The 25350-nt window shown below is 55.1% G+C and carries 21 protein-coding genes; 12 read left to right on the top strand and 9 right to left on the bottom strand.

What is annotated here, in order from left to right:
* The first annotated feature begins 66 nt into the window (after nucleotides 1-66).
* From paaZ to INF68_RS06925, 6 genes are all read left to right on the top strand, one after another.
* Complete coding sequence (gene paaZ / locus INF68_RS06950) at nucleotides 67-2112, top strand: phenylacetic acid degradation bifunctional protein PaaZ (RefSeq protein ID WP_126787192.1); 2046 nt, start codon at nucleotides 67-69, stop codon at nucleotides 2110-2112.
* Between the two features lie 196 nt (nucleotides 2113-2308).
* Nucleotides 2309-2791 (top strand): Hcp family type VI secretion system effector, encoded by a 483-nt coding sequence (locus INF68_RS06945; RefSeq protein WP_109844277.1) that lies wholly within the window; start codon nucleotides 2309-2311, stop codon nucleotides 2789-2791.
* A gap of 110 nt (nucleotides 2792-2901) precedes the next feature.
* Nucleotides 2902-3198: a polymorphic toxin type 44 domain-containing protein gene (locus tag INF68_RS06940; RefSeq protein ID WP_223604042.1), complete on the top strand. Its 297-nt coding sequence runs from the start codon at nucleotides 2902-2904 to the stop codon at nucleotides 3196-3198.
* Nucleotides 3176-3571: a hypothetical protein gene (locus tag INF68_RS06935; protein WP_045398970.1), complete on the top strand. Its 396-nt coding sequence runs from the start codon at nucleotides 3176-3178 to the stop codon at nucleotides 3569-3571. The genes INF68_RS06940 and INF68_RS06935 overlap by 23 nt, the downstream gene beginning before the upstream one ends.
* A gap of 161 nt (nucleotides 3572-3732) precedes the next feature.
* Nucleotides 3733-6006: a primary-amine oxidase gene (gene tynA, locus INF68_RS06930; RefSeq protein WP_126787193.1), complete on the top strand. Its 2274-nt coding sequence runs from the start codon at nucleotides 3733-3735 to the stop codon at nucleotides 6004-6006.
* A gap of 118 nt (nucleotides 6007-6124) precedes the next feature.
* On the top strand, nucleotides 6125-7231 hold the full coding sequence (locus INF68_RS06925) for a GGDEF domain-containing protein (RefSeq protein WP_047742015.1): 1107 nt from the start codon (nucleotides 6125-6127) through the stop codon (nucleotides 7229-7231).
* A 138-nt stretch (nucleotides 7232-7369) separates the two neighbouring features.
* On the opposite strand, the gene INF68_RS06920 is transcribed toward INF68_RS06925, so the two are convergent.
* Nucleotides 7370-8869 carry an aldehyde dehydrogenase family protein gene (locus INF68_RS06920; protein ID WP_126787194.1) on the bottom strand — a complete coding sequence of 500 codons (1500 nt, stop codon included), beginning with the start codon at nucleotides 8867-8869 and terminating at the stop codon, nucleotides 7370-7372.
* A 241-nt stretch (nucleotides 8870-9110) separates the two neighbouring features.
* Between INF68_RS06920 and feaR the strand changes: the two genes are divergently transcribed.
* Nucleotides 9111-10019 (top strand): transcriptional regulator FeaR, encoded by a 909-nt coding sequence (gene feaR / locus INF68_RS06915; protein ID WP_033145415.1) that lies wholly within the window; start codon nucleotides 9111-9113, stop codon nucleotides 10017-10019.
* Here the strand turns inward: feaR and INF68_RS06910 are convergent, their stop codons facing one another.
* The 4 genes from INF68_RS06910 to INF68_RS06895 all read right to left on the bottom strand — a co-directional run bounded on the left by INF68_RS06910 (nucleotide 10020) and on the right by INF68_RS06895 (nucleotide 13623).
* Nucleotides 10020-10337, bottom strand: a complete 318-nt coding sequence (locus INF68_RS06910) for a YdbL family protein (protein WP_023311566.1) — start codon at nucleotides 10335-10337, stop codon at nucleotides 10020-10022.
* A gap of 7 nt (nucleotides 10338-10344) precedes the next feature.
* Nucleotides 10345-10536, bottom strand: coding sequence for a YnbE family lipoprotein (locus INF68_RS06905; RefSeq protein ID WP_014169918.1), 192 nt, complete (start codon nucleotides 10534-10536; stop codon nucleotides 10345-10347).
* Nucleotides 10533-13172 (bottom strand): YdbH family protein, encoded by a 2640-nt coding sequence (locus INF68_RS06900; RefSeq protein WP_126787195.1) that lies wholly within the window; start codon nucleotides 13170-13172, stop codon nucleotides 10533-10535. The genes INF68_RS06905 and INF68_RS06900 overlap by 4 nt, the downstream gene beginning before the upstream one ends.
* Nucleotides 13173-13299: 127 nt before the next feature.
* Complete coding sequence (locus INF68_RS06895; RefSeq protein ID WP_126787196.1) at nucleotides 13300-13623, bottom strand: hypothetical protein; 324 nt, start codon at nucleotides 13621-13623, stop codon at nucleotides 13300-13302.
* Nucleotides 13624-13949: 326 nt separating this feature from the next.
* Here INF68_RS06895 and INF68_RS06890 point away from each other — a divergent pair, with 326 nt between their 5' ends.
* Nucleotides 13950-14939 (top strand): 2-hydroxyacid dehydrogenase, encoded by a 990-nt coding sequence (locus INF68_RS06890; protein WP_023311563.1) that lies wholly within the window; start codon nucleotides 13950-13952, stop codon nucleotides 14937-14939.
* Between the two features lie 19 nt (nucleotides 14940-14958).
* Here INF68_RS06890 and INF68_RS06885 read toward each other — a convergent pair whose 3' ends face one another.
* The gene (locus INF68_RS06885) at nucleotides 14959-16167 is read right to left on the bottom strand and encodes an MFS transporter (RefSeq protein WP_126787197.1); all 1209 of its coding nucleotides are present in this window, start codon (nucleotides 16165-16167) and stop codon (nucleotides 14959-14961) included.
* A gap of 457 nt (nucleotides 16168-16624) precedes the next feature.
* Between INF68_RS06885 and INF68_RS06880 the strand changes: the two genes are divergently transcribed.
* Nucleotides 16625-17296 (top strand): MgtC family protein, encoded by a 672-nt coding sequence (locus INF68_RS06880; RefSeq protein WP_023292541.1) that lies wholly within the window; start codon nucleotides 16625-16627, stop codon nucleotides 17294-17296.
* 243 nt (nucleotides 17297-17539) lie between these two features.
* Entirely contained in the window at nucleotides 17540-17974 is a 435-nt protein-coding gene (gene uspF / locus INF68_RS06875) for a universal stress protein UspF (protein WP_023292544.1), read from the top strand.
* Nucleotides 17975-18075: 101 nt separating this feature from the next.
* Here uspF and INF68_RS06870 read toward each other — a convergent pair whose 3' ends face one another.
* Both INF68_RS06870 and dcp read right to left on the bottom strand, forming a co-directional pair.
* On the bottom strand, nucleotides 18076-20658 hold the full coding sequence (locus INF68_RS06870) for an EAL domain-containing protein (RefSeq protein ID WP_193525290.1): 2583 nt from the start codon (nucleotides 20656-20658) through the stop codon (nucleotides 18076-18078).
* Nucleotides 20659-20968: 310 nt separating this feature from the next.
* The gene (gene dcp, locus INF68_RS06865) at nucleotides 20969-23002 is read right to left on the bottom strand and encodes a peptidyl-dipeptidase Dcp (protein ID WP_126787199.1); all 2034 of its coding nucleotides are present in this window, start codon (nucleotides 23000-23002) and stop codon (nucleotides 20969-20971) included.
* 142 nt (nucleotides 23003-23144) lie between these two features.
* Here dcp and ydfG point away from each other — a divergent pair, with 142 nt between their 5' ends.
* Together ydfG and INF68_RS06855 are read left to right on the top strand one after the other, a co-directional pair.
* Nucleotides 23145-23891, top strand: coding sequence for a bifunctional NADP-dependent 3-hydroxy acid dehydrogenase/3-hydroxypropionate dehydrogenase YdfG (ydfG, locus tag INF68_RS06860; protein ID WP_023311558.1), 747 nt, complete (start codon nucleotides 23145-23147; stop codon nucleotides 23889-23891).
* 91 nt (nucleotides 23892-23982) lie between these two features.
* Nucleotides 23983-24669: a GntR family transcriptional regulator gene (locus INF68_RS06855; protein WP_126787200.1), complete on the top strand. Its 687-nt coding sequence runs from the start codon at nucleotides 23983-23985 to the stop codon at nucleotides 24667-24669.
* Nucleotides 24670-24702: 33 nt separating this feature from the next.
* Here the strand turns inward: INF68_RS06855 and INF68_RS06850 are convergent, their stop codons facing one another.
* A complete protein-coding gene (locus tag INF68_RS06850) occupies nucleotides 24703-25134 on the bottom strand; it encodes a universal stress protein (protein ID WP_109844284.1) in 432 nt (143 codons plus the stop codon).
* Between the last annotated feature and the right edge of the window lie 216 nt (nucleotides 25135-25350).

Raw genomic sequence — 25350 nt, 5'->3', positions numbered from 1 at the left:
GCTTGATTTTTATGATTCATGATCAAACTATTAATGGGTAAATTACGTAACATTTGGAGATAAGCGATGCAGCAGTTAGCCAGCTTCTTATCCGGTACCTGGCAGTCTGGCCGGGGCCGCGAACGCACTATTCATCACGCCATCAGTGGCGAAGCGCTGTGGAGCGTGACCAGCGAAGGGCTGGACATGGCGGCCGCCCGTCGCTATGCGATTGAGCGCGGCGGCGAAGCGCTTCACGAGATGACCTTTATCGAACGTGCGGCCATGCTGAAGGCGGTGGCAAAGCACCTGCTTAGCGAGAAAGAGACGTTTTATGCCCTGTCAGCTCAGACGGGCGCAACGAAGGCGGACAGCTGGGTGGATATTGAAGGCGGCATTGGCACCCTCTTCACATACGCCAGCCTGGGCAGCCGCGAGCTGCCGGATGACACGCTGTGGCCGGAAGACGAGTTAATCCCGCTGTCGAAAGAAGGCGGCTTTGCGGCGCGCCACGTCCTCACCTCCAAATCCGGGGTGGCGGTGCACATCAACGCCTTTAACTTCCCCTGCTGGGGGATGCTGGAAAAGCTGGCGCCGACCTGGCTTGCCGGCATGCCCGCCATCATCAAACCCGCTACCGCGACCGCGCAGGTGACGCAGGCGATGGTGAAATCCATCGTGGACAGCGGACTGGTGCCGGACGGCGCCATCAGCCTGATCTGCGGCGGCGCTGGGGATCTGCTCGACCAGCTCGACAGCCAGGACGTGGTGACCTTTACCGGCTCCGCCAGCACCGGGCAAAGCCTGCGCGTGCACCCGAATATTGTGGCGAATTCGATTCCGTTCACCATGGAGGCCGACTCCCTGAACTGCTGCGTGCTGGGGGAAGACGTCTCGCCGGAACAGCCGGAGTTTGCGCTGTTCGTCCGGGAAGTGGTCCGCGAGATGACCGCTAAGGCCGGGCAAAAATGTACGGCCATTCGCCGGATTATCGTCCCGCAAAACCAGATTGACGCGGTGAGCCAGGCGCTGATTGCCCGCCTGGAAAAAGTGGTGGTGGGCGACCCGGCGCAGGAAGGGGTGAAGATGGGTGCGCTGGTCAACGCCGAACAGCGCGCGGACGTGCAGGAGAAAGTGAATCAGCTGATCGCCGCTGGCTGCCAGATCCGTCTGGGTGGCAAAGCGGATCTGCAGGCCCCGGGCGCGTTCTTCCCACCGACCCTGCTGTTCTGCCCGCAGCCGGACGAAACCCCGGCGGTGCACTCAACCGAAGCCTTCGGACCGGTTGCGACGCTGATGCCGTATCGCAACGCGCGCCACGCGATGCAGCTTGCCCGCGCGGGCGGCGGCAGCCTGGCGGGTACGCTGGTCACCGCCGATTCGGTGATTGCCCGCCAGTTTATTGCCGGCGCGGCGCGCGCCCACGGGCGCATTCAGATCCTTAACGAGGAATCATCAAAAGAGTCTACCGGCCACGGCTCCCCGCTGCCTCAGCTGGTGCACGGCGGCCCGGGCCGCGCGGGCGGCGGCGAAGAGCTGGGCGGCCTGCGCGCGGTGAAGCACTACCTGCAGCGCACCGCGATTCAGGGCAGCCCGACGATGCTGGCCGCCATTGGCAAACAGTGGGTGCGTGGCGCAGCGGTGCAGGAAGATCGCGTGCATCCGTTCCGCAAATACTTTGAAGAGCTACAGCCGGGCGACAGCCTGCTGACGCCGCGCCGCACCCTCACGGAAGCGGACATTGTGAACTTTGCCTGCCTGAGCGGGGACCACTTCTACGCCCATATGGACAAGATCGGCGCGGCAGAGTCGATCTTCGGCGAGCGCGTGGTGCACGGCTACTTCCTGATCTCCGCCGCAGCGGGACTGTTTGTTGATGCGGGCGTCGGGCCGGTTATTGCTAACTACGGCATGGAGAACCTGCGCTTTATCGAGCCGGTTAAGCCGGGCGATACCATACAGGTGCGTCTGACCTGCAAGCGTAAAACGCTGAAGAAACAGCGTACCGAGGAGGAAAAACCGACCGGCGTGGTGGAGTGGGCGGTTGAGATCTTCAACCAGCACCAGCAGGCCGTGGCGCTCTACTCCATCCTGACGCTGGTGGCGCGCCAGCAGGGGGATATTTTATCTTGAGCCTTAACTCTTAATCCGCTGATGTGTTGCGTTAAGAGAAAACATAAACTGGATGGCATTGGGAGACCAAACCATCCAGCCTGGTCTGGATAAGTTACAACCAGAAACAGTAATCGAATTGACCATATTATTATCAAGGCTATTATTTTCTGACGTGAATATTTTCAAGTGCAATTACATGGAAGGTTAATTGAATATGGCAATACCCGTATATCTTTTCTTAACGGACGACGGCGGCGCAAAAATCACAGGCTCAGTGGATATTCGTGACCGCGAGGGAAGCATTGAAGTCACCGGCTTTACCCATAACCTCCGCCTGCCAACGGATCCTTTGACCGGTAAAATCACCAGCAAACGCAACCATGCGCCAATCGTTTTTCAAAAGGAAATTGATTCATCTTCTCCTTACCTGATGAAAGCCGTTGCTACTGGGCAAACCCTCAAAACAGCGGAATTCAGGTGGTATCGCATAAATGACGCTGGTCAAGAGGCAGAATATTACAATATGCATCTCGATAATGTTCGCGTCGTTTCCGTTACGCCATTGATGCATGACACTAAAGACCCGACGAAAGAAAAACACAATCATCTTGAAGTCGTTGAGCTACGGTACGACAAAATAACCTGGACATATTGCGACGGTAATTTGCGATTCGCCGATAGCTGGGCAGAGCGTTAACTATGCGTGTGCCTTCATATTCTACTCCATACGATATTGCTTCATTTTCGCCCCCGGGCGTTGACGTTGTCAGCCATATGGTCATCGCTCGATTTCATGGCGGTCCCTCAATGATGACGTACATCTGGTTTTATCAAATGGTGAGAAATCATGGCCCGTGGGACTATAAGCAAGGCCGTTCGCAATACGCTAACTTTGGAAATTTTCATTACGGTGCGGTTGGCGCGGCGGCGGGCATTCCTGATGGAGTGCTGCTACGCGGTGCAGGTACTGCGCAGATCCTTGCTGGCACAAGCGATCCGGTAGAATTTGCTAAATATCATGGTGCCAGTGCTTATGGAGATGACCCTGTTGATCAATTATGGATTAGGGCAGGAATAGATTATGCACGACGTTCGGGATTTTAACTGGCGAATCGTAGTGGCGGTTGTCATTTTTCTGGGGTTTATCTTATACCCTTTCCGCGATCTGTTTACCGTGTATGAAAAATTTCAGGAAAAAATTATCGTTAATGATCGTTTAGCTCTCTACATAACCCAGGTTGAAGCGAGTTCTTTATCCAGAGATACGTTTCACTTTTATCTCTATGATGCGAAAAAAAGCACTGAAGATTTTATGTCTCACGTATCAGATATCAAACCTGTCATGGTTACCAACGATGCTAAAGCCACAGCAACGGTAACAAACGGAGATATTTATCTCCGCGTTCGCGGAAATATTTACTCTTTCACTACAGTTGGGTTCGACGTGCGTATTTATCTGGATAGATCACCTTACTGATCCCATGAAGCCTCTATCTCGGGGATGTGACGTATCCCCGCTCTTTTTTTAACCTGGCAAGACTGGCAAATAACCTGGCAGATGCAGGCAAACGCTTTTCTCATGGGCCTGTCAGGATAAGACTGTCACAACACAATAAACACAACAAGATGAGGTCTACGATGGGAAGCAATTCTTCTTTTTCTGCCCGTAGAACGGCGCTGGCCATGGCCGTTGCGCTGTGTTGCGCCTGGCAATCCCCTGTTTTCGCCCACGGCAGTGAGGCGCATATGGTCCCGATGGACAAAACGCTGCAGGACTTTGGCGCGGACGTTCAGTGGGATGATTACGCACAGATGTTCATCATTGCGAAAGACGGTGCCTTTGTGAAGGTCAAACCGGGCGCAAAAACCGCCATCGTCAACGGTAAAACCCTCAAGCTGGAAGTGCCGGTGGTGATGAAAGGCAAGAAAGCCTTTATTTCCGATACCTTCATCAACGATGTTTTCCAGTCCGGCCTTGACCAGACCTTCCAGGTAGAAAAACGCCCTCACCCGTTAAACGCGCTGACGGCGGACGAAATTAAGCAGGCCGTTGAGATTGTGAAAACCTCGGCGGACTTTAAACCGAATACCCGCTTTACCCAGATCGCCCTGGCAGAGCCCGAGAAAGCCAAAGTGTGGGACTTTGTGCTTAACGGTACGGCAGTGGATGCCCCTCGCCAGGCGAAGATCGTCATGCTCGATGGCAAGCACGTTGTCGAAAGCGTGGTAGACCTGAAGGATAAAAAAATCCTGCGCTGGGAACCGGTAAAAGACGCGCACGGCATGGTGCTGCTGGATGATTTCACCGCGGTTCAGCAGATCATCAACGAAAGCACCGAGTTCGCCGAGGTGCTTAAAAAACACGGCATCACCGACCCGAAAAAAGTGATTACCACGCCGCTGACCGTCGGCTATTTCGACGGTAAAGACGGCCTGAAGCAGGAAGATCGCCTGCTGAAGGTGGTGAGCTACCTGGACGTGGGCGACGGCAACTACTGGGCGCACCCGATTGAGAACCTGGTGGCCGTGGTCGATCTTGAACAGAAAAAGATCCAGAAGATTGAAGAAGGCGCCGTTGTTCCGGTTCCCATGACCCCGCGTCCCTATGATGGACGCGACCGTATAGAGACGCCGAAAAAACCGCTCAACATCACTGAGCCGGAAGGCAAGAACTACACCATCACCGGCGATATGGTGCACTGGCAGAACTGGGATTTCCACCTGAGCCTGGACTCCCGCGTCGGCCCGATGATTTCAACCGTCACCTATAACGACAACGGCAAAAAGCGCCAGGTGATGTATCAGGGGTCGCTCGGCGGCATGATCGTCCCTTATGGCGATCCGGACGTGGGCTGGTACTTTAAAGCCTATCTCGACTCCGGCGACTACGGTATGGGCACCCTGACCTCACCGCTGGTGCGCGGTAAAGACGTGCCGTCCAACGCCGTGATGCTCAATGAAACAATCCCGGATTATACCGGCGCGCCGATGGAGATCCCGCGCGCGATCGCCATTTTCGAACGCTACGCCGGTCCGGAATACAAACATCAGGAGATGGGCCAGCCAAACGTCAGCACCGAGCGCCGCGAGCTGGTGGTGCGCTGGGTGAGTACCGTGGGCAACTACGATTACATCTTTGACTGGGTGTTCCATGAAAATGGCACCATCGGCATTGACGCCGGCGCAACGGGTATCGAGGCGGTGAAAGGCGTTCAGGCGAAAACCATGCACGACGCCACCGCCAAAGACGACACAAAATACGGCACGCTGATCGACCATAACATCGTGGGCACCACGCACCAGCACATCTACAACTTCCGTCTTGATATGGACGTGGACGGCATCAATAACAAGCTGGTGGCGATGGATCCGGAAGTGAAGCCGAATACCGCCGGGGGCCCGCGCACCAGCACCATGCAGATCAATCAGTACGATATTGATACCGAGCAGCAGGCGGCGCAGAAGTTCGACCCGGGCACCATTCGGCTGCTGAGCAACACCAGTAAAGAGAACCGCATGGGCAACCCGGTCTCGTACCAGATTATCCCTTACGCGGGCGGTACGCACCCGGTGGCGACCGGCGCGAAATTTGCCCCGGACGAGTGGATTTACCATCGCCTGAGCTTTATGGACAAACAGCTGTGGGTGACTCGTTACCACCCGGATGAGCTCTACCCGGAAGGAAAATTCCCGAACCGCTCCGTACACGACACGGGCCTGGGGCAGTACAGTAAGGATAACGAGTCGCTTAACGACCAGGACGACGTGGTCTGGATGACCACCGGCACCACCCACGTCGCCCGCGCGGAAGAGTGGCCGATAATGCCGACGGAATGGGTGCATACTCTGCTTAAGCCGTGGAACTTCTTCGACGAGACGCCAACGCTCGGGAAGAAGAAAGACGAAAAATAACCACCCGCCGGGCAATTGCCCGGTTTTTTTTGCCCCAGCGTTTGAGGATCGTCCTGGCTTGCTTATAGTTACTGATATCTCACCTGCATGATTTATCCCCCGGACGGGAAAGGGCTTTATGGAAAAAAGAAAAAAACCGACACTTGAACGGGCAACCTGGCCGACGCGCCACGCCATGGTCATGCACGGGCTGGCGATGAACCTGCCGTGGCTGGCCTTCGTGAATATCAGCTTCGCGGTGATGATTCTGCTGCGACACGTCCTGCTTAATACCAGCGATCCCCTTTATCCCCACTCGCCGCAGCTGACGAGAATGGTCGATGCCTCCATGCTCGGCATTATCATCCTCTCAGCTGCGCTGATCCTCATGGCCTGGCGACGCATCGCCGGCATTAGCGTGGTACTGTTTATCTGCAGCGCCATCTGGTCGGTCTCCTGCTTTTGGTTTATCACCCAGCTGCTGCTCCCGCACGTCTGGCCGCTGTGCGTCATTTTATTACTCGCTGGCTTAACGGCGCTCTATTTTTATCCTGAAGGGCTACTCGCCTTTGTGCTCCCGCTCTGGATCACCCTGCCGGTAGCAAGCTGGATACGGAACGATGGCCTCAACCTTCACTTTTTTGTTATCTGGAGCGTCTTTACGCTGATCCTGATCTGCGGGCGTTTCATCCTGCTGAGCTGGTTTGACGAGGCCTGGCGACGTAACCAGCAAAATCAGCTGCTGATCTCCAGGCTGGATGCGCTGGCGCATCAGGATCCGTTAACCAAAACCGCCAATCGCCGGAAAATGGAAGTGGTGCTGGAAAACGCGGTTGAGCAGAAAAAAACCTTCTCGGTGATCATGCTGGATATCGACTATTTCAAACGCTATAACGACACCTACGGGCACCAGGCGGGTGACGACTGCCTGACGCGCGTGGCGCGGGTGCTTAAGCAGTCGGTGCGCACGCCTGATGATGTGGTGTCACGCTACGGCGGCGAGGAGTTTGTGGTGATCCTGTTTAACTGTCCGGAAAACATCGCAGAAAAGGTGGCCTTACGTATTCAGGACGGCCTGCGCACAGAAGCTATACCGCACAGCGCGTCAACCGTTAGCGATCGTGTCACCGTGAGCATGGGGATTGCAAGCATGGCGGAAGGGTTAGCGGGCACCGAGATCATCGCCCGCGCCGATGCGGCGCTGTACCGGGCGAAAGAGGCCGGACGGGATCGGTGGTCGCTTTAATTAAAGCCGGGTGGCGGCTACGCCTTACCCGGCCTACAAAATTCGCCCGGTGCGGCTGGATGCCCTCACCCTGACCCTCTCCCATGGGAGAGGGAACAAACACTAAAAAGGCAACCTCCAGGTTGCCTTTTGTTTTTACTAGTAGCGCACGCAAACCGATTTGGTTTCACACCAGCCGTCCAGCCAGTCCGGACCGAAGTCACGTCCGGTGCCGGACTGCTTCATGCCGCCGAAAGGCAGGTTGGCGTCAATCAGCGTATGGCTGTTCACCCAGACGGTGCCCGCCTGCAGCCGGTCGGTGTACTCCAGCGCCTTGCTGATATTCTGCGTCCAGACGCTGGCAGTCAGGCCATATTCGGTGTCGTTTGCCAGCTGGAGCGCCTCTTCCCCGTCGGCGACGCGCACCAGGTTGACCACCGGGCCAAACACCTCTTCACGGGTCAGGCGCAGTGAGGCATCCGGGTTCACCACCAGCGTAGGCGAAACGTAATAGCCTTTGCCTTCCGGCCCCCGGTTACCGACGATCAGCTCCGCGCTGCGCGACTTCGCTTCGTCAAGGAAGGTCTGCACCTTGTCGCAGTGCGCGCGCGACACAAGCGGGTTGATAAACGCCTCCGGCGACATGCCCGGCCCGACGCTCAGGGATTTCACCGCCTGCTCAAACCCGCTGACCAGCGTGTCAAACAGCGGCGCTTCAATATAGATGCGCGAGCTCGCCGCGCACACCTGCCCCTGGTTCAGGAAGCTGCCGGTCATCAGGCCTTCGATTACCCACGCCGGGTCCGCGTCTTTTAGTACAATGGCCGGGTTTTTCCCGCCCAGTTCCAGAGTCACCCCGGTTAGCGTATCCGCCGCCGCGCGGGCGATTTGCTTACCCGTCGCCGTTGAGCCGGTAAAGCTCACCTTTGCAATATGCGGATGCGAGGTCAGCGCTGCGCCGCACACCGCGCCGCTCCCGGTCACCACGTTGAACACCCCGTCCGGAATACCCGCTTCGCTTGCCAGCTCCGCCACGCGCAGCATGGTCAGCGGCGTGGTCTCTGACGGCTTGATGACAATAGAGCAGCCGGCGGCCAGCGCAGGCATCACTTTCCACATCCCGATCATCAGCGGGAAGTTCCAGGGCACAATCCCGGCCACCACGCCAACCGGCTCTTTACGCGTCCACGCCTGATAGCGGGCGCCCTGCGGCAGCGGAATGGAAAGGTCGAGGGTTTTACCCGTAATTTTGGTGGTCAACCCGGCAGTATAGCGCATCCAGTTCAGGGTGCAGCCGACTTCAAACATGCGGGAAATGTTGATGGATTTGCCCTGCTCCAGCGTTTCAAGCTGGGCCAGCTCTTCGCTGTGCTGTTCGACCAGATCGGCGAAATGAAGCAGGACCCGCTCGCGCTCCGCCGGCAGTTTTCCGGCCCAGCTGCGGGCGACAAACGCGCGCCAGCCGGACATGACGGCACGATCAACGTCGTCGACGCTGGCATCGGCAGTCGAGGCAATGACCTCGCCCGTGGCCGGGTTGAAGACGTTCAGCCGCTTTTCACTGTCCGACGCGGCCTGACGCCCTTCAATCCACAGGCCATGCTGTCGGTCTAAAAATTGTTGTACGGCAGGCTGAATGGCCACCTGTGATTCAGACATAGGATACTCCTTCGTTATTCTTCGCAGGGTGTCCATCCAGTCTAAGTGGGGTTTTGCGTTCTCGCTTTTGTCTCTGTGACATTCGCTTTGCCACCTGTGACAGGCTCCGCAAATCGCGATAATTGCCGCTTATATCGCTGTTACCGGTGAGTGTTCTTTCCTATAGTCAGCCTCATAGCTCTGACAAAATGCAACACAAATGCAACAATGCGAAAACGTTGACGGTGCAGTGAGAGAAACGATGGCGTGTGCAAGCGAGCAGGAACAGTATCAGCAGTGGCTGGCGCAAATTAACCAGGTTTGCGGGCGTTTTAACGCGCAGCCCACCGGGGGGAAATTCTTCGGCGAGCTGGAGACCAGCTATGCGCGCAGCCTGAAGCTCAGCACCGTGACCGCAGGCGGCGTTAACCTGTTCCGCTCCCGTCAGGAGATCGCTCAGAGTAATGATGCCTGGTTCTATACCGTGTTCCAGCTCGAAGGCAGCGCGGAAATTGAGCAGGATGACCGTCGCGCGCTGCTCAGAACCGGTGATATCACGCTGATTGACGCGTCGCGTCCCTGCTCGATCAACTGGCGGGAAAAATCCCGCCAGATTTCGCTGCTGGTTCCCCGCCAGATTATTGAGCAGCAGTGTCGTTTTCAGGAGATAAGCTGCGCGACCGCCCTTTCCCGCACCTTGCCCACGGTACAGCTGAGCCATCGCCTGCTGATGGAGAGCATGAGCAATGCCGACCTGAGTGACCGTGAAAGCGAAGCGGCGCTCGAGGCGATGATCTGCCTGCTGCGCCCCGCGTTCCAGCAGCGTGAAATCATTCAGCCGCGCAAGGAGCGCCAGTTCCAGCATGTGGTGGCGCTGATTGACGACCATATTCAGTCTGAATCACTGCGCCCGGAATGGATTGCCGCCGAGAGCGGCATGTCCGTGCGCAGCCTTTACCGCATGTTTGCCGAGAAGGGGCTGGTGGTGGCGCAGTACATCAAAAACCGTCGTCTGGATCTCTGCGCGCAGGCACTGCAATCTACCGGTGATGATGAAAAGCTGGCGGGTATTGGCTACAGCTGGGGGTTCACCGACCATAGCCATTTTTCTACGGCGTTTAAGCAGCGTTTTGGCGTCTCGCCGGGTGAATACCGCAGGCGCTACCGCTAACTACTTTTTGAGCCATTTTCCGTTAATGCCCTTCACGTATTCGCCCGGCTGCGCGCGGGCAACCAGTTTCTGACCGGCCATTTTAGCCACTTCATCGACCGGCAAATTATTGCTGTCAGCCAGCTTCTGGTAGTTTTCCGCGCGCGCCGCATTGATACGATTGACCAGCGCCAGCGTTTCCGCGTCCTGTTGAATCGGGGCAAGATAGCCGCTGAGGGTTTCCCCCACGCGCCCCTGTGCCCGCGCATCGTTTAAGGTCAGCGCAGCCGCCTGCACGTTCATACCCAGCGCCAGTAAAATCAGAGCTAATCGTTTCATGGCATCCTCAGAACAGATCGCTGCGCGATTTCAGCAGGGTTTCAACGTCTTTATCGACCTTAATATGGATTTCATGTTCGATTTTGACATTCATATTGATGGTAATCGGCTCCTTTGGCGCAGCGACTTCAATGCGCGGCGTACAGCCGGTCAGTAGCGCGGCAACGGCAACGGTGAGCACACCAGCCATCTTTTTCATTGTTGTTCCTCACTTTCCTTGCCAGTCAAACTGCGGGGAGCAGGTATCGCCGCATGTTGCTCAAACCAGGTTTGCAGGTTGTCCCCAAAGCGCAGGCTGCGCCAGAGGGTAAAGACATTCTCATCATGGCTATAGTTCAGGTTGACGGAGCTGCTTTTGCCATCCACCCGGCTGGTCCCCTTGATGGTCGCCTGCATGGTCAATTCACCCAGATTATCTAAATTGATTCTCGTCCACGAACGCGAAATTTCCATATAGCGGAGCCAGTTAATCGCCGCGCCCGCCACCATATTATCTTTCACGATGGCGTCTGCCGTATCTTTGTCGATGCGCAGCGTCATTGGTCCCGGGTTGGTCAGCCAGCCATCTTTAATGATCCATTTTTCATTGTCCAGCCAGAACGGCAGCGCCCCGCTCACCGGCCCTGACATGGCAAACTGTTTCGGATTAACGGCGCTGATCAGCTCGCTCGAAGAGATATTGTCCACGCGCAGCAGGGCCGGATCGTGCTGAGGCATCCGCAGCTGCTGCATGGTGATTTTCCCGCCGAGGGTTTCCACCTTCACGTTGGTGAGGAGCAGCGGATTGTCCTCCGTCCAGGGATAGTCCCCCTGTAGATCGGCGGTAATGTTGCGCGCGGTCACCAGGTTTTCCACTTCGCCAATGCGCAACGTAACCGGACCGCGCGTGCCGAGGGACCAGGTACCCTCGCTGAATCGGAACGGCAGCACAAAATCGACGCCGTTAATCTGGTTATCCGGCATCCAGGCGCTGCCGGATTTCAGCACGCCGTGCCCGCCCGCCTCAAAGCCCTGATCGGCCGCCGCCGAGAAGGCGACCTGCGCGTAAAGCTCCCCGTCGCGCAGCGTCATTTTCCAGTCCGGCGGGACCAGCGGCTGGAAGACGGTGAGCGACTGTTTCGGCCACCAGGCCTGCCCGCGAAGGCGCACGCCATCCCAGCGTCCGTTCACCTGTACCGGGCCGATTTTGTCCGCATGGAGGTCGCCCTTAAACTGGAAAATGGTCGGGTCGGTACCGTCGACGCTGAAGGTCAGGACCGAGGGCGGCAACGCGCTGCCGCCGGAGAAACGGGTTTGCCCGGCGTTGAGCGACAGCGCGCCGCTGAAGGCCGGTTTTTCGGGGTCACGAAGCCAGCGCACCGGCCGATCCAGCACCAGACGCGGCTTGCTGACCTCCATCGTGCCGTACTGGAGCTTGTCAAAACCGGTGGAGAGCGCCGTCAGCTCAATAAGATTGTCGCGCCACTCGCCTTTCCCGGCGACATCCCAGCGGGCATGCATCGGCGTAAAACTGCCTTTCCCCCAGTAGCGCCACTGCCACAGGCCGTTATCAGGTAAAAAGTCGTTGGCCTGGCCGTCCAGGTGGAGTTCAAAATCACCCATCTGGTTTTCATGGGCGCGCAGAATCGCCTGTAATCGACCGTCCACGCCCTTCTGCGTCAGCTTCACGCCCGCCAGCGGCCAGCGGATTTCATCGATATCGAGTGAGTCAATGATGCGCCCGCGCGAGCGGAGCAGCGCGCCCGGCTCAAAGGCCAGCTGCGGTTCATACAGGCTGCCGGTCAGCGTGGCGGGCAATTTGGCGTAAAGAATAAGATCGTTTTGCTTCGCCTCGCCGCTCAGATGCAGGGGCATGTCGCTATTTTCCATGCTGAGCCTGCCGGGTCCAATGTTCAGTACCGCGTTGCCTTTCCCCGCGTCACCCTGAGTAAGCACATTCAGCCGTCCGGTCAGGGTGGTGTTATCCAGCCCCTGCTGCCAGTTGTCGGCGCGAAGAGACACCCGCCCGCTCAGCGGCATCCCCGAGAGATCCCAGTTCCAGCGCCCGTCGCTGATGTTCAGCTGCTCCGCGGTGATCTGCCACGGCAGGTCGAGCAGCGGATCGGGATTGTCCCGCGCCATCACCACCAGCTGTCCCTCATTGTCTTCCCAGTCCAGATCGGCATCGACCAGAGACGTCAACTGTGGCACGTTAAAGGTCGCGACCGCGTGGCCTTTCACCGGCACGCCATCCGGCACCAGCGGCAAGGTAAACTCGCCCACCAGATTAATCGGCTGCGGCTGGTCCGGGAGCTGGATATCGAACTGGCTGACCGAGAGCGTCTGACCGCGCAGCGTGCCTTTAATGCTGACCTGCTCGCCTTTATAGGCGATCTCTTGGGTGGACGGGGTCAGCGACGCATGCAGCTCGCCCTGCCACTGCTGCCAGGGCGACAGCGTCAGACGGTGAACCGTGATCCAGGTATTCGGTAATACCGCCTGCCACTGCGCCAGCGTTTTAGGGGCGACCGTTGAGGGTGCAGACTGGGGAATTTTGCCCAGACAGACGGAATTGAGATCCAGCGCGCCGACATCCAGCTTCCAGCGGCTCGGATGTGACAGCGTCACGTTATCGATGCGGGCAATTTCGCAGTCTTCAACCAGATAGCGAAGAACGGGGATCACCAGCGCGTGACGGGTAAGTGTCGGACTCTCTTCGAAAGCGATGCGCGTCCCGACGGGCAGCCAGATCCCGGCGAGCGTCGGTACCCACTGAGCGAGCGTCATCAGCAGCGTCAGCGGCAACAATATGAACAGCAGTAAAAGCGCAAGAGCGGCTTTGTATTTACCCTTCATGGGCAGTTAATATCCTGATTTAGCGAAAGAATTAAGCCGGCAGTGCCGATCATTGTCGCATGTTTAGGCAGTCAGTTGAAGTCAAAGTCAGGTTTAAGGATAGATGCCGTAACGTTAAGTTGCGAAACTAGGGCCTGCTCCGAGGCATCGCCAGAAGGTAAAGCATGGAGAATATCAACGCCCCCCAATACACCGAGTCGTAACGCCAGGGATCAAAATCAATATGTAAAAAACCGCTAACAAACGCGTAGCCGTTGGCAAAAACGTTAATTTGAATGGCTGCAATGGCTATCACAAACAGCGTATAGGCAATGAACAGAGGATATTTACGCAGCCTGTCGACCTTGAGTTTCCCCATCAACAGTAAGAATAAAACCGCAATAGAAACAACAAAATAGTACAAGGCGGGCAGCATCGGCGGAGATAAGGACAACTCCAATTGTTGCGACATGTATCATTCTCCATATTTTTCAGAAACTCACCCGGTTCCTAATATCTTTCCATCACATCCGGAAGCATTGCAGTTTTCATACCCTCTTGCCATTCTTTAACCTAATCCAGACAGGCGTTTCTAGCATCCTCTACCCACTACATTTTCCGCAACATGCCCTGTTCAGATCCGCGCCGAAGATTTCTCGTAGTAAGAATATCATGGAGTTAGGGTGCACATATGCTCTAGAATAATTGATAGAACTTATTGAATTCAATAATATTTCATAAATTGTAAGATAATTTTAATCATGCTAACGTGAATGCAAAATCACTGGAGAAAGTCTTATGAAACTCGCGGTATATAGCACAAAGCAGTACGACAAAAAGTATCTGCAACATGTTAACGAGGCTTACGGGTTTGAGCTTGAATTTTTCGACTTTCTGCTGTCCGAAAAAACCGCCAAAACGGCGCACGGCTGTGAAGGCGTCTGCATTTTTGTTAACGACGACGGCAGTCGTCCGGTGCTGGAAGAGTTGAAAAAACAGGGCGTGAAGTATATCGCCCTGCGCTGCGCGGGCTTTAATAACGTGGATCTCGACGCGGCGAAAGAGCTGGGTTTGAGGGTGGTACGCGTCCCGGCGTACTCCCCGGAAGCGGTCGCGGAACATGCGATTGGCATGATGATGTCGCTCAACCGTCGTATTCACCGCGCTTATCAGCGTACCCGTGACGCCAACTTCTCTCTGGAGGGGCTGACCGGCTTTACCATGTACGGCAAAACCGCGGGCGTGATCGGCACCGGTAAAATCGGCATCGCCGCCCTGCGCATTCTGAAAGGCTTCGGCATGCGTCTGCTGGCGTTCGATCCGTACCCGAGCGCCGCTGCGCTTGAGCTGGGCGTGGAATACGTCGACCTGCCGACCCTGTTCTCCCAGTCTGACGTGATCTCCCTGCACTGTCCGCTGACGCCGGAGAACTACCACCTGCTTAACCAGGCGGCGTTTGACCAGATGAAAGATGGCGTGATGATCATCAACACCAGCCGCGGCGGGCTGGTTGACTCTCAGGCCGCTATCGAAGCGCTGAAAACCCAGAAAATTGGCGCGCTGGGGATGGACGTGTACGAGAACGAACGCGATCTGTTCTTTGAGGACAAGTCGAATGATGTGATCCAGGACGACGTGTTCCGCCGCCTGTCTGCCTGTCACAACGTGCTGTTTACCGGACACCAGGCGTTTCTGACTGCCGAAGCGCTGATCAGCATTTCGGAAACCACGCTGGGTAACCTGCAGCAGCTGGAAAAGGGCGAAGCGTGCCCTAACGAACTGGCGTAAGCGTGACGCCGGGTGGCGTCTATGCCCCACCCGGCGTACTGTCAGTTTCCAAGGTCCGGTGCGCAAAGAACCACCATAGCAGTACGGCCACCAGCGCAATCGCGCTCAGTACGCTGAATGCAGTGGCAAATGAGTAATGACCCGCAATCGTGCCGGTTAACGCCGGGCTCATGGATGCCCCAACCCCCTGCATCAGCATCACCACGCTCTGCCCGGCATTGACGTGCCCGCTCCCGCGCAACAGCACCACGATAAATGACGGTACCGCAACGCCCAGAATCCCCGCGGCCAGCCCGTCGAGAATTTGCACCGGGATCATCATTAACGGCGCATCCGTCGACGCCGCCAGTGCCGCGCGCACCGGCATCACCAGCAGCGCCAGCATAATTAAGCGCCAGTAGCCGTAGCGATCTATTCGGTTGGCGACCCAGATGGCGACGGGGATCATCACGGCCTGGGAGATGATAACGGTGCCCGCCGCGTACAAACCGGGGTTGATCGAGGCGGGCGCGGCGGCCACCCTCATGCTCAGCATCGGCAGCAGCGCGGCGTTCGCCAGGTGAAAGAGCAGCAGCGTCAGTCCGGTCACAAACAGCGCCCGGTTTTTTATCAGCACGGCAAATCCGGGAATCGGCAGGCTCGCGGAAGAGGACAGCCCACGCGCCGCGTCGTTGTCGATATCCCCGTTGCGAATGGCAAGCAGCGCGCAGAGCGTTAACAGCGTGGTACAGGTCATCAGCAGGAAAATCCCGCCGACGCCCCAGTACCAGGCAATGCCGCCTGCAATCAGTGCGGTAACAAAGTTGCCGCCGTGATTGAACGCCTCATTTTTGCCCATCTGCGCGCTGAACCCGCTCTGGCCGGTCAACCCCAGGGTAATCCCGGCGATCAGCGGCCCGACAAACGCCGCACAGATGCCGGAGACAATTTGCGAAACGGCGACAACAGCGCTCTGCTGGCTAAACCAGAGCAGGATCGTGCTAAGAGTGATGAGCAGGCACACCAGCGCCAGCACGGTCCGCTTGCTGCGTGAGGTGTCGGTGATGAATCCCGCCGGCAGCGTGGCCAGTAATCCCGCCAGCCCACCGGCCGTCATCAGGATGCCGATATCATCGGGGGTCCAGTGGCGTTCGGTCAGAAAAATACCGAGAAAAGGACCGAGGCCATCGCGGACATCCGCAATGAAAAAACTTGTCAGGCACAATGCCCGCAGCGAACGAAGAGACATACTTCCTGCCTTTGTCTGTTATCGCCTGTAAAAAAGAAAATGTAGTATACCGGGTATTTTTGAAAATCAGATGACGTCTTAAAAAACATGCTTTCCGAACTTAAACAATTCATAACGGAGTCTGTTTTTTCGCTTTACTCATTATCGCCCCTGACTATACTGGCAATAAATTTTCACAGGAGTCCTTCGTTGGAAAGTTATTTTATCGTCGATACGAAGGTAAGCTAGCGCGAATTTCTCGCTGCTTACCTGAAACGGTGGGCAGCAATCCTCTTTAAGCGATTGTATCCCGACACAGTAAGAACCACTCAATTTGTGGGGCATCGCATGTTCATGTTTACTCATTCACTCTTTCCGCCACCGTTGTCCTGACACGCTTAGCATTTAAACGGCGTTATGATGTGCTTAGCAAAGCACTGACGCTTATTATTTAATAACGTTAACAGGCGACAGGCTGATGTTCCCTTATATCTCTCATCTGCTCGCAGCGATGCTGCTGGGCGCAATTATTGGCGCGGAAAGACAGTGGCGCCAGCGTATGGCCGGGCTTCGTACCAATGCACTGGTTGCCACGGGTGCGGCAGTGTTCATTCTAAGTTCGGTATCGACTTCTCCTGATAGCCCGGGGCGTATCGCAGCGCAGATCGTCTCCGGAATCGGCTTTCTTGGCGCTGGCGTCATTATGCGTGAAGGAATGAATATTCGTGGTTTGAATACCGCCGCAACGCTGTGGTGCTCGGCCGGAATTGGCGTACTGTGCGGATTAGGCCAGTTCTGGAATGCCGCCATGGCCAGCCTAATTATTCTCTGTGCCAACATATTGCTACGCGAAGCCGCGCAGCGAATTAATCAATTGCCCGTGCTACATGAAGGCGAAAAATGCTATGTCCTTAAAATCACCTGTAATGATGAGCATGAAGATGCGGTGCGGCAAAGCGTCGTAAACATGGCGAAAGAGTTGACGTTAAGTCTGAAAGCGATTTATTCCGCTACGGCGCAAACAGAAGGTAAAACTGAAATTCGCGCGGAGGTGATGACCCGGGAGGAATACCGAAAATTACTCGATCTGATTATGGGGAATATGGGCGGGAATAAAATTATCGCGTCCGTCAGTTGTCACGCAATATGAACGAGGTACCGGGCATTGCGCCCGGTTGAGGCTTTGGCGTTTTGCAGAAACGGACCGTGACGCGGAGAGATTCATCCCCGAATGCCCCTGTTCGTTGTCACGCCACGTTGACGAGATCAGGGCTGGTTCCACTGTACGCCTATCACATAACCGAAATTTGTCCCCGTTATGACAGCTTGCTCTCTGTTTTACTGAAATTAACGGTCTACCCTGAGTTGCGTAAAAAACACTCAGGAGGGACAAATGTATAATTCAATTTTGGTTCCAATTGACATTTCGGAGGATAGCCTGACGCACATGGTTATCCCCTTCGTTCAGGCACATACAGCACTTAACACAGCTAAAGTTCACTTTCTTACCGTCATTCCATCGCTTCCGTATTATTCATCATTAGGCCTGGCCTATTCGGTAGAAATGCCGAAGCTGAAAGAGTTCCAGCACGCGGCCTTAGCCAAGCTGGATGAAATCGTTAAGCAATTCAAAATCCCTCCCGACAAGATACAGACTCATGCCGTGACGGGATCTCCAAAAGATCAAATCCTTAAGCTCGCTGACACGATCGATGCCGACCTGATTATCATCGCTTCCCACAAACCTGATATATCGACGTATCTGTTGGGTTCGAACGCTGCGGCAGTGGTTCGGCATGCGAAATGCCCTGTCCTGGTCGTAAGATAGAAAGCGGCGTTTACGATCGTGGATACGAATGGAGAGCGGATAACAAAAACCGGGAGACAAGCCCGGTTTTTCATTTACGCAGCCCTGAGTAAAAGCGCGATTTAGAGATTTACTCTGTTGGCGTTTAAATTTAAGTCCGCAATGGCGGCCGGTTTTCCAAGCAGGTAGCCCTGAACTTCATCACATTTATTTTTTTTCAGAAAAGACAGCTGTTCGACGGTCTCCACCCCTTCTGCGGTTACCGCCATGGAATAGGCTTTCCCCAGGTCGATAATTTTCTCCACGACTGACTGGTTCTGCGGCGAGTCCCCCAGGGTAAAAATAAAGCTCTTGTCGAGCTTAAGCCCGTCAAACTGAAACTTCCGCAGATAGCTCAGAGAGGCATAGCCGGTACCGAAATCGTCAATCAAAATGCGGACGCCCATTTTTTTGAGAGACTTCATGGTCTGCAAGGTTTTTTCCGGGTCGGAAAGCGTGACGTTTTCAGTGACTTCAATTTCCAGCCGGTTGGGTTCAAGCCCCGTTTCGTGAAGGATCTCTTTTATCCTTTCGGCAAGATCGCTTGCCTGGAATTCGATAGCAGAAATATTGACGGAGACCGATAATCCCGGCAATTTGTCTTTCGTCTCCGTACTGGCTTTGCGTATGACCCAGTTGCTCAGGCTAATAATCAGCCCGGTTTCTTCTGCCAGCGGAATAAACTGATCGGGCATTATGGTCCCCCGAGCCGGGTGCTGCCAGCGCACCAGCGCTTCGACGGCATCAATAGTAGAATACCTGAGGTTATAACGCGGCTGGTAAACCAGGTAGAGCTGTTCTTCGCGAATCGCGGTCTTGAGTTCTAATTCCAGTTTCCTGCGTTCGGTCAACTTTTCCGACATATCCGGGCGGTAATAGACCCATCGGTTTCTGCCGGATTGTTTCGCCTGATACAGCGCAATATCCGCGTAGCGGAGAAGATCGTTTGCGCTGCTGCTATCCCGGGGAGCCAGCGCAATGCCCATGCTTACGCCTATCGCCACATCATTGCCCTCAATGGCGAAAGGACGGTTAAGCTCTTGCACGATGCGACGACACACCTCCTCAATCTGGTCTTGCTGGCTGGTGTTGCCGAGGAGAAGCATAAATTCATCCCCTCCCTGCCGTGCGACAAAATCACCTCGACGAACGCAATTTTTAAGACGTAAAGCGACCTCGCCAAGCAGGGCATCGCCGGTGGAGTGCCCAAAAATATCATTGACGGGTTTAAACTTGTCTAAATCAAGGCAAATCATGGCAAAGGGATAATGGTTAAGGTCTTCTTTCGCTAACTTGCCAGCCAGAAATTCCTTTATATGATACCGGTTCGGCAGACCGGTTAATTCATCATGGCGTGACAGGAACTCCACGCGTTTTGTTGCTTCAACTTCCTGAGAGACGTCGGTTGCCGCGCCTCGCAACACCACCGTTCCATCAGGCTGAGCAGAAAACTTTGCCAGAAGCGTGCAATATGACGTGGTTTGTTGCGCGTGAGTATAAGGGCAGTTTTTAAATTCAAAGCGTTCGGTTAAGTCCCGCTGCCTGGCGCAGTCATGTGATAATCCGCTTGTCGACGGAAAGAGTTCATCCAACCTGCGGCCTATCCATTTGCTATTTTCATATCCCGTTATTGTAGAAAAACGCCCCGATAGCCACGTTATCCTTAACGATAAATCTGTTTCCCAGAACCAGTCGCTGGTTGTTTCACTGACGTCCCGAAATCGTTTTTCACTCGTAATAAGATTCAACCGCGCCTGCTCGAGGAGAAACGTATTTTCGTCAAGCATTCTCGCCTTGTGCATAATATGGCGCATTAATATCACCGTCATCAATACCGTCAGAACGACGGAAAGAATGAGCAATGGCAAAAAATAAATTATTAACGCCTGGCCGGGATTTTCACCGTCCCAGATAATTTTCACATCCCCATTCTGGGTGCTTAAGGTAAATTCTGTCTGATTATTTATTTGAGAAGTGGCTGTAGCGGGAGAAGTACGAACGTTCTGGATACCGGCATCCTGCCCAATCGTGAGGAGTTTTTTAGCCGTTAACTTGTCTATAAACACCATTGTCGACGGTTTTCCGGGCATGGTTTGCACGCTCGTATCATCGCCCGTCGTTATCCATTCCGCAGAAACAATGGCCGGCACGGAATCGATAAGCGCTAGCACAGAAACCGGCACTCCCTTTTTTATACTCAACTCATGGAGTAAACGGTCTTTGGTTGATTTGTCTAACCAGCGCTCCAGCTCCTGAAGCTTCAGCTTCCCGTCAACGACGCTGTATCGCGTGCTCCCTTCCGGCGAGAGAACAAACACCCCTTCGTAGCCAAAGTTGTCATACAGGGATTTGCCCAGGTTCTGCTTATCCCATGCCCAGTGAACGTCAGTGTTCAGATGAAGATGTTTGTAGGCATCTCCCCACTCGGCATTGTCTTTCAAATGACTTCGCATGCTTTCCTGGCGGGTATCGAGGGCTTTCCTTAACAAAAATTCATCGTGCTTGTCGCTGATTTCATTCACATTATCTTTTATTATTAACAGGGAAATTATTGCCGCAATAAAAATGCTTATCAACAACGTTACAATATAGGTAAAGGTTTTATTTATCAGGCCTTTAGAAGGCTCGGTATCGGTGAAGCCCGGATTGTTCAGAGGTAGGGTCATCTTTCGCCTTCTTAACTGCTAGTACGTCGATTTGTATGCCACTTTCATTTATCGGCACAAAATAACAAAAATTTATAGCTAAAAATCTGAGATTAAAGAATATTTGATTTCTCTAACCCAGATCAAATTATTAATCATTCACTCTTTTACTACCTAAACTCGGTAAATTAAATATACCGACCGGAGTGACGTTTAACGTCACCATTTTATTTATAAAGAATGTATATTAAGACATTTTTTGGCTGAAGCGGTTACAGGCGTATAAAAAACCGGGCGTAAAGCCCGGTTCTTTTTTCTGACGAGACTGACTCTATTCGCTCAACCCGCGATTTTCCAGCATCGGTTCAATCTTCGGATCGTGCCCGCGCCACTGCCGATAAAGTTCAGCCAGATCCGTGCTGTTACCACGGGACAAAATCGCCTCGCGGAATTTTTGCCCGTTTTCACGAGTCAGGCCACCCTGTTCAACAAACCACTGATAGCCGTCGTCCGCCAGCATTTGCGTCCACAGGTAGGCGTAATATCCCGCCGCGTAGCCGCCGCCGAAAATATGGGCAAAATAGCTGCTGCGATAGCGCGGCGGTACGGCGGGCAGATCCAGCCCCTCTTTTTTCAGTGCTGCCGCTTCAAACGCGTCAACGCTCGAAACGGCTTCGCTAATCCCGTGCCAGTTCATGTCCAGCAGCGCGGCAGCCAGCAGCTCCGTCATGTCATAACCCTTGTTGAAATGGGTCGCGTTGAGCATGCTTTCACGCAGCGCCTCCGGCATCGGTTCACCGGTTTCGTAATGGCGGGCGTAGTGGGTAAACACCTGCGGATGGCTGGCCCAGTGTTCGTTGATCTGCGACGGGAATTCAACGAAATCGCGCGGCGTATTGGTCCCGGAGAGCGTGGCGAAACGCTGGCTGGCAAACAGACCGTGCAGCGTATGGCCAAACTCGTGGAACAGGGTGATCACGTCATCCCATGAGAGAAGCGCAACGCCGCCGTTAGCCGGTTTTTGGTAATTACAGACGTTGTAGATCACCGGACGGGCAGCTAGCTCGAAGGATTGCTCGACGAAATTCCCCATCCAGGCCCCGCCCTGCTTGGAATCACGGGCAAAGAAGTCGCCGTAAAACAGCGCCATGCCCTCACCGGTGTGTTCGAAAATTTCCCAGACGCGGACGTCCGGGTGATACACCGGGATATCGAAGCGCTCCACAAAGCGGATGCCAAACAGCTGGCTTGCGGCCCAGAATACGCCGTCGTGCAAAACGGTATTGAGCGCAAAATAGGGTTTGATTTGCGATTCATCGAGGGCATATTTTGCCTGACGCACGCGCTCGGCATAAAAGGCCCAGTCCCAGGCCTGCACGGTGAAACCGCCCTGTTCGTCATCAATCACTTTCTGAATATCGGCCTGCTCGCGCTCTGCCCGGGCACGGGCGGCAGGCACAATGCCGCGCATAAAGGTCAGCGCGGCGTCCGGAGTTTTCGCCATCTGGTCGGCGATACTCCAGCTGGCGTAATCCTCAAAGCCCAGCAGGCGGGCCTGCCGCGCACGCAGCGCCGTAAGGCGGAGGATCAGATCGCGAGTGTCGTTTTCATCCCCTTTCTGGGTGCGCGTCCAGCCAGCGTTGAACAGGTTTTCGCGGGTCTGACGATTGCGCAGCGCGGAAAGAGTGGGCTGCTGGGTCGTGTTCAGAAGCGGGATCAGCCAGCGATCGTTTAGCCCTCGCTCCGCGGCAGCCTGCGCCGCGTCGGCAATCTCGCTGGCGCTGAGCCCATCAAGCTGGTGCGCGTAATCCACCACCAGCCCGCCCGTCTTATCGGCAGCCAGCAGACGCTGGTTGAACTGGCTGGTCAGGGTCGCCGCCTCGGTATTCAGCGCCTTCAGCTCGGCTTTTTCCGTTTCATTGAGACGCGCGCCGGCCAGAATAAACCGCTGATACGTCTCCTCGACCAGCCGGCGGGATTCGGCGTCCAGCGCGGCACGGTCCTGCCAGACGCTCTCCACGCGGGCGAAAAGCACGTCATTCAGCCAGATGTCGTTCGCCAGCGCGGCAAGCTCGGTGGAGAACTCTTCCTCAAGCTCCTGCAGGTACGTATTGGTATTCGCGGAGGTCATGGCGAAGAACACGCTGCTGACGCGCGAGAGCATGGCACCGCTTTTCTCCAGCGCCAGCACGGTGTTGGTGAAGTCCGGCGCAGCGGTTTGGGACACAATGGCGTTTACGTCCGCCCGCTTCTGGCGAAGCGCTTCATCGAAGGCCGGGCGATAGTGATCGTCGGTGATTTCATCAAAATGGGGGGCCTGATAGGGCAGCAGGCTGATGTCAAAAAAGGGATTCGTGGCCGTCATCTTACGCTCCTGAGTACGGGTATCCTCCCAGAGTAGGCCAGGCCGCCATCCCCTGCAACGCCGTCATACAAATGTTGCCTTAACGCACCCTCTGCGGCCGTGCTATGTTAGTACAACACAAAAAGCGTTGAGGAACAGTGAGATGATTATTTTAGTTACCGGGGCAACGGCAGGTTTTGGTGAAAGCATCACGCGTCGCTTCGTCGCCAACGGGCACAAGGTTATTGCCACGGGCCGTCGTCAGGAGCGCCTGCAGGAGCTGAAGGACGAATTAGGCGACAGCATCCTGACCGCGCAGCTGGACGTGCGTAACCGCGCGGCCATTGAAGAGATGATTGCCAACCTGCCCGCCGAGTGGCGCGCCATCGACGTGCTGGTCAACAATGCCGGTCTGGCGCTAGGCATGGAGCCAGCCCACAAAGCCAGCGTTGAAGACTGGGAAAACATGATCGACACCAACAACAAAGGGCTGGTCTATATGACCCGCGCGGTGCTGCCGGGCATGGTCGAGCGCAACCGCGGCCACATTATCAACATTGGCTCCACCGCCGGAAGCTGGCCTTACGCAGGCGGCAACGTCTATGGCGCGACGAAAGCGTTTGTGCGCCAGTTCAGCCTTAACCTGCGTACCGACCTGCACGGCACCGCCATTCGCGTCACCGATATCGAGCCGGGTCTGGTGGGCGGCACCGAGTTTTCCAACGTGCGTTTCAAAGGCGATGACGCGAAAGCGGGCAAAACCTACGAAAATGCTAACGCGCTGACGCCGGAAGATGTGACCGAAACGGTCTGGTGGGTGGCGACGCTGCCAAAACACGTCAACATCAATACCGTGGAAATGATGCCAGTCAGCCAGAGTTTTGCAGGACTTAGCGTCCATCGTGGCTAAATCCGCCCTTCCCGGCCTGCGGGCCGGGTCTGTTTCGGGTTATAAAAGAATGGTAGTATGTTCAGGCTAACTCTCTGAGAAATGACAACTCATGGCCGCTGAATCGCAACTCAATCCCACCCAGCCCGTTAACCAGCAAATCTATCGCATTTTGCGACGTGATATTGTCCATTGCCTGATCCCACCGGGAACGCCGCTTTCTGAAAAAGAGGTCTCCGTGCGTTTTGACGTTTCCCGTCAGCCGGTACGTGAAGCGTTTATTAAGCTTGCTGAAAACGGACTGATTCAGATCCGCCCGCAGCGCGGCAGCTACGTGAACAAAATTTCACTCTCTCAGGTACGCAACGGCTGTTTCGTTCGCCAGGCCATTGAATGCGCGGTGGCGCGCCGCGCCGCAACGCTTATCAACGACAACCAGTGTTACCAGCTTGAGCAGAACCTGCACCAGCAGCGTATTGCGATTGACCGCAAGCAGCTCAATGATTTCTTCCAGCTTGATGATGAATTCCACCAGAAGCTGGCGAAGATCGCGGATTGTCAGCTGGCCTGGGACACCATCGAGAACATCAAGGCCACCATTGACCGCGTGCGCTATATGAGCCTCGATCACGTCTCCCCGCCGGAAATGCTGCTCCGACAGCATCATGATATTTTCAGCGCGCTGGAAAAACGCGACCCGGACGGTGTGGAAAAAGCGATGACGCTGCATCTGCAGGAAATTAGCGAATCCGTGCAGCTTATTCGTCAGGAAAATAGCGAGTGGTTTAGCGAAGAGTAATATTCGCCGCCCCTTTCGGGTACGGCGGCGTGATTAGCGAACGACTAACACCGGGATCGTGGCGTAGCGCAGAATAGATTCCGCATTTGAACCCAGCAGATGAGTGGTGATGCTCGGGTTTTTCGACCCGATGACAATCGCATCATATTCCCCCTCCTTGCTCAGCCTGATAATTTCATCCCTGACGTTGCCAAAACGCACCATGCTGTGAATATTCTCTGGGGCGATATCGAACAGTCTTTTTAACTCGTTCATTTTCTTACCGGATTCTGCTGTCATATACTCTTCAAACTTTTTAATATCGGCGTTGAACCCGCGCAGCAGAGACCGGCTGCTGGCAGGCAGAATGTTGACCAGGGTAATCGACGCGCCCTCAGCCTTTGCAAGGTTTGCCGCGTGGCGAACCGCTTTGTCGCTCAAATCCATTTCAAACACGTCTACAGGCATCAAAATGTTCTTATACATAAGCCTGACTCCTTATTCCGATGAAGGGTTATTTCCTGCATACAGGATGACATCGGAAATATAAACCAACCCTCAACGCTTCCCTGTCGAAACTATCAATTAATGAAAATAATGGTCCACTTTGTAAATTACCGTCCTGAACCGTCAGCGCCAGACGAAATAAAGAAAAAAGTGTGAGTTTGATCAAAAACAAAAACATGAAGCGCGGACAGGCGT

Origin of the sequence: Enterobacter cloacae complex sp. P16RS2, assembly GCF_014982155.1 — a bacterium.
Taxonomy (GTDB): Bacteria; Pseudomonadota; Gammaproteobacteria; order Enterobacterales; family Enterobacteriaceae; genus Enterobacter; species Enterobacter cloacae_M.
Note: the sequence above shows the minus strand (reverse complement) of the source record. Positions and strands in the feature narration are given on the sequence as shown.